This is a genomic window from Peptacetobacter sp. (assembly GCF_029264495.1).
Taxonomy (GTDB): Bacteria; Bacillota; Clostridia; order Peptostreptococcales; family Peptostreptococcaceae; genus Peptacetobacter.
Window position 1 is genome coordinate 1 of the sequence record NZ_JARIBH010000051.1, and the last position, 5,631, is coordinate 5,631.

At 23.3% G+C, this 5,631-nt stretch carries 6 protein-coding genes; all 6 read left to right on the forward strand.

Annotated elements, in window-relative coordinates:
- On the forward strand, positions 1–401 hold a 401-nt coding region (locus tag Q1J78_RS04960), incomplete at its 5' end, for a LytR/AlgR family response regulator transcription factor (protein ID WP_300278603.1).
- Positions 395–1,729: an ATP-binding protein gene (locus tag Q1J78_RS04965; protein WP_300278606.1), complete on the forward strand. Its 1,335-nt coding sequence runs from the start codon at positions 395–397 to the stop codon at positions 1,727–1,729. The genes Q1J78_RS04960 and Q1J78_RS04965, both read left to right, overlap by 7 nt.
- Before the next feature lie 56 nt (positions 1,730–1,785).
- Positions 1,786–4,164, forward strand: coding sequence for a bacteriocin-associated integral membrane family protein (locus Q1J78_RS04970; RefSeq protein WP_300278625.1), 2,379 nt, complete (start codon positions 1,786–1,788; stop codon positions 4,162–4,164).
- Positions 4,165–4,172: 8 nt separating this feature from the next.
- On the forward strand, positions 4,173–4,811 hold the full coding sequence (locus Q1J78_RS04975; RefSeq protein WP_300278628.1) for an ABC transporter ATP-binding protein: 639 nt from the start codon (positions 4,173–4,175) through the stop codon (positions 4,809–4,811).
- A 71-nt stretch (positions 4,812–4,882) separates the two neighbouring features.
- Positions 4,883–5,038 (forward strand): signal peptidase I, encoded by a 156-nt coding sequence (gene lepB / locus Q1J78_RS08685; protein WP_300278634.1) that lies wholly within the window; start codon positions 4,883–4,885, stop codon positions 5,036–5,038.
- Between the two features lie 150 nt (positions 5,039–5,188).
- On the forward strand, positions 5,189–5,631 hold a 443-nt coding region (locus Q1J78_RS04985), incomplete at its 3' end, for a LytR/AlgR family response regulator transcription factor (RefSeq protein WP_300278631.1).

The following is a 5,631-nucleotide window of genomic DNA, read 5'->3' on the forward strand; positions in this document are numbered from 1 at the left end:
TAAAACCGATAAACTACGAAGAATTAAAAACTCATTTGTTAAGTTGTATAAATGATATAAAAAGGAAAAAGGGAAATTTCATAATAATAGAAAATAAAAGTATAGTAAATAAAGTTCCTATAAATGAAATAATGTATATAGAAGTTACAAAAAAAGAACTTACAATATATACAAAAGAAGATATTTATAAAACTAAAAGTAGTATGAAAAAAATAGAAAGAGAATTAGAAAAATTTGATTTTTATAGATGTCATAAAAGCTATTTAGTCAATATGAAGTATATAGAAACAATAGATAAAAATGAAATAATAATAAATTATAAAAAAATTCCTGTCAGTAAGCATAGAATATCAGAGTTCAAGAAAAACTTTACGTTATTATTAGGGGAGATAATATGTTAAAAGTAGGTATATTTTGGACAATTATAGAATGTATTTCTACAGGTATTGAATGGTTTGTATTAAAGTTAATATTAGATGAAATAAGTGAAAGAAAAAGTAAAAAAGTGGAATTATATATTAGTTTTTTATTTGCTTTTCTAATATTTTTTATTTTGACTTATATAAATTTAAATGCTAATTTGAAATTGGTCTTAGGCATATTGATAATGTGTTTAGTATATTTTTACAATTATAATGAAAATAAAATAAAGATATTGTTTATTAGTTTGTTATATTCATTGTTGTTAATAGGGTTTGATATTATCGGGCTAAGTTTGGTTGCATATTTAAATAATATTAAAGATATGAGACAAGTAATAAGTATTAATTTTTATAGAATGGAATTGGTAATAATATCTAAAGTATTGTTAACTTTACTTGTGCCAATTTTTAAAATTATAAAGTTAGATTTTCCATTAATAAGGAAAGGTTATGCATACTTAATAATACCAGTATTTGCAAATATTATGAGTATTATTGTGATATTTGGTCATGTATTAAAAGAAAAAGATACAAATAACTTATATCATATATTGATATTATGTGTATCTCTTATACTATTGTTTTCAAATATATCATTAATAAGGATGATATCTCGCATTATGAAAGATAACGAGATTAAAATAGAGAATAGATTAATAAAAGAAAAAATGGATAGGCAATATAAACATTATCTAAGTTTACAAGAATCACAAGAAACTATTAAAAAAATTCATCATGATATTAAGAATCATATGATATGTATAAAAAGTATGTATGGAAATAATAGTGAAGTTAAAGAGTATATTGAAGATATTAGTAATCAAATAAAGTCTTTTGATTATAATTTTAATAGTAAGAATATGGTTTTAGATATAATCTTAACAGATAAGAAATATATCTGTGATAAGAATAATATAGAGTTTTTAGTAGATATAAACTTTGATAAATGTAATTTTATGGATATGGTAGATGTTTGTAGCATTTTTTCTAATATTTTAGATAATGCTATTGAAGCATGTAACAAAATTAAAAGCAAAGATAAAGATAAGAAAATTACATTAAAAGGAACTGTTGTAAATGACTTTTTTGTTATAAAGTGTGTAAATACAAAAGAGAATGATGTTCTACTATTAGGAAATAAGATAATGACAGATAAGAAAGATAAGGATTTACATGGAATAGGTATAAATAGTGTAAAGAGTTCAGTAAAAAAATATGATGGAAATGTAGAATTTAAGTTTGAAGAAGATAAATTTATAGTAGTTATATGTATACCGATTAAAAAAAATGCCCAGTTGGAGCTATAAAATGCCCAGTTGGGCATTTTTATTGAATTTACATTAATAAATATGTTATTTTGTAATTGTCGGTAAAAATATTTAGTACTAATATATTTTATTATAAAAAAATAAGAAGTGTATATAGTCTGAAAAAGAATAAATTTTTAGCGTTAGGATTAGCAGGATTTTTATTAGTAGTACCTATGTCTATAGGAGCTGAAGAGTTAGAATCAAGTAATAAAGAGGTGTTTATGAAAAAGAAAAATAAAGCTTTATATACATTTTTTGTATGTTCTTTCATATTTCTACTTTCGTTTGTAGATACTAAAAGTATGTATAATCAAATAAATAGCATACTTTTTCAGAAAAGTTCTCAAATAGTATATATATATGAAAATAAAGAAAAGACAAATAAACATAAAACAACAGAATATATATCTAAAGATGAACAGATAAAATATTTAAAATCAATGTCTAAAGGATTAGATATAAAAAAGATAGGGACTCTATTAAATTATCAAAGTGGAAAAGTTAGAATAAATTTATATAATTTTAAAGAAGATAATAATATAAAAGAAATAAAAAGTAATGACTTTGTAATAAGAGAAGTTAATTATAAAAGTATAGATAATACTGGAATATATGGTGAATATTTAGTTAATGGTAATGTATTAAATTTTGTTAATAGAATTAATGAAGATAATAAATTTGAAGCGACAATAATTCCAAAAGCAGAATATATTATGGGCTTTATTAACGATATGGATATATTATACTCTGCTGCATTTATTGTATCATCTCTTATACTATTGGTTATGATGTTTAAAAATAAAGAAATATATAGAAAGAAAATTTCTGTATATAAAATGCTTGGTTATTCAAATATAAAAATAATACTAGTTATAAATAAAAATGAAAATATTATAGGTTTTATAACAGCAATTATATGTATTATTGTATTTTTTGTTGTAAAAACATATCCGCAATTCATAGATTTTAGGTATTTGATATATTTATTGAAACCAACAATAATATATTTAGCCATTTTATTTACCTTAAATTTAATTATTTCTACTACTATGGTATTTAGAGTAAGTATAAAGACTATTAATAAGGAAGAAAAAATAAAATATACAAAAGTAAATAAAGTTTTAATGTCATTATTTACTGCGTTTACTGTAGCTCTTGTAGGTATGTTTGCGAATTATTTCTTTGAATATAAAAATAGAGATATCGGAAGTAGACTTGGAAATAATAATTATGTAACAATAAGTACAGACTTTAGAATTCTAGAAAGTAGAAACTTAGGAACAACTTTTGAAGTTATGGAAAAACAAGCAGAAGAATGGAAATTATCAAATGAACAGGGTGGACTATATTTAAAACCTGGAAATAAACCTTTGGCAAATATAACAACTTTTGAGGAAGCAAAATTTTTAGATGATTATGTTTATATAAACAATAACTATCTTGAAAAAGTAAAAATATATGATGAAAATGGGAATAGAATAAAAAATATATATGATGATAAATACACAATTACAGTTTTGGTTCCTGAAAGATATAAAGGAAATAAGGAAGTTTTAAGGTTTATTAAAGATGATCATTTATTTAGAGTATCTGAAGGATCTATTATTTACAAAAATAAAAATAAAATGAAGGATATAAAAAATTATAAAGAATATTTAAATGTTAGAGAAAATGAGTCAATTATAGAGAAAAGGTATATTGGGAAAAATGCTGATAAATTAAAAGAAAACATAATATATATTGATGACAATCAAAAATTCGACTCACTTAACAACGAATTTCCACTAAATGATGAAATGCTAAGAGAAACAAATTATATAATATCCCCTATAGCATTTGTTATAAACTCTAAAAATTTTAGTGATATGGGATATATGCCATATGCAGGAAATGGAATGTATTTTTCAGCTATAAACAATGGGTATATGAAATTTAAAGTAGATGATATAAAAAATCCAGAGAAAGAAGTAGAGAAAATACTTTATGAAACAAAGTTATTAGATAGATTTTCAAGAATTGACACAATACAGGGAATGGAAGATAGAGCAACAATCATGTTAAGAAAAAGTCTGATAACATACTCAATTCTTGTAGTGTTGATGGTTATTTTCTCGCTAGGTATGATAAAAGTAGACTTAGATGAATATATAGAAAGCAATAAGAAAAAAATAGGTATAAAGTATTTCTTAGGATACAATAGAATGAAAATATTTAAATCCTATTTCAATGGCTATGCTTTAAAAAATATATTCTCTTTTGCGTATATTCTTGTAATTTGGAGAGAGTTCTATATGTATATAAAAATGAACTTCTATTATAAGATGGACTTTACGCCAGTTATTTTAATATACATAGGACTTGTTGTTTTAGAGTTTGCATACCTTGCTATTAAGATAAGAAAAACAGATATAAGCTATATAGATTTGAAGTAGGTGATTTTTTGATAAAGATAGATAAACTTAATAAAAAATATGGAAATAGAACTATATTTAAAGATTTTAGTATAGAGTTTGAAGAAGGAGCGTTTGTTTCTATATATGGAGAGAGTGGAAGTGGAAAGAGTACGTTATTAAATATAATAGGGCTGTTAGAAAAATTTGACTCTGGTGATGTAATAATAAATGGAAGAAAAAATATAGGGATAAATTCAAAAGAAGCTATATTAATGAGAAGAAATGAGATAAGCTATCTTTTTCAGAGTTATGCCCTTATAGATGATATGACTGTGTATGATAATCTTAAATTGGCATTAGAATATAGGAAACACTCTAAACCTGAAAAGGACGAGAAAATAAGAGAAGTTTTGAAGTATGTTGGATTGAGTGATAAGATAAAAAGCTTTATATATGAATTATCTGGTGGAGAGCAGCAGAGAGTTGCAATGGCAAGAGTGTTACTACATGATACAAATATAATACTTGCCGATGAACCAACAGGATCTTTGGATGAAAAGAATAAGTATGTGATTTTAGAGCTTTTAAAAAAAGAAAATGAAAAAGGTAAAACAATAATTGTTGCAACACATGATAAGGATATAAAGGAAATATCGACAAAAGTAGTTTTACTAGAAAAAGAATAAAGTAGAGCGTAAAAAATAAAAATTTATTTAGATTGATATATAGGATAGAGTGAAAATGAAAGATAAAAATTATTGTACCTAACGATGAGATATTTGTTTTAGGTGATAATAGATCTAACAGCAGAGATAGTAGAGATAGTTCAATTGGAACAATAAAGAAATCTTACATAATAGGGGAAGTTGCTATTAGAATATTACCGATTAGGAAAGTAACTATATTTGATTAGCGTATATTGTATAAATAGATACAAATTATTACAAAATAGCAAAATATATTGATAAATTAAACTTTCATTAGTAATATAATATTACAAAATAAATAGGACTGATATATTAACCTTAGTTATATATAGTCCTTTTTTTATGGGGGAAATGTAATGTTTAAGATTGCTATTTGTGATGATGAGTTGTTACAAAGAGAAGAATTAAAAGGATATATTTATAAAGTGTTTGAAGAGGTTAAAGAAGAATTAGAACTTTTAATATTTAAATCTGCGGAAGATGTTTTGAAAGAAAAAGATATATTAAAGGATACAGATATATTCATTTTAGATATTAAAATGGATGAAGTGTCTGGGATGGATTTGGCAAAGATTATAAGAAAAGAAAATGATATTTCAGAGATAATATTTATTACTTCTTTAGTTGATTATATTCAAGAGGGGTATATCGTTAGAGCATATAGATATTTGCTAAAACCGATAAACTACGAAGAATTAAAAACTCATTTGTTAAGTTGTATAAATGATATAAAAAGGAAAAAGGGAAATTTCATAATAATAGAAAATAAAAGTATAGTAAATAAAGTTCCTATAAATGA

Excerpts from the sequence above, each read along its gene's own strand:
- Q1J78_RS04965 (WP_300278606.1), top strand. The coding sequence starts at position 395 with ATGTTAAAAGTAGGTATATTTTGGACAATTATAGAATGTATTTCTACA.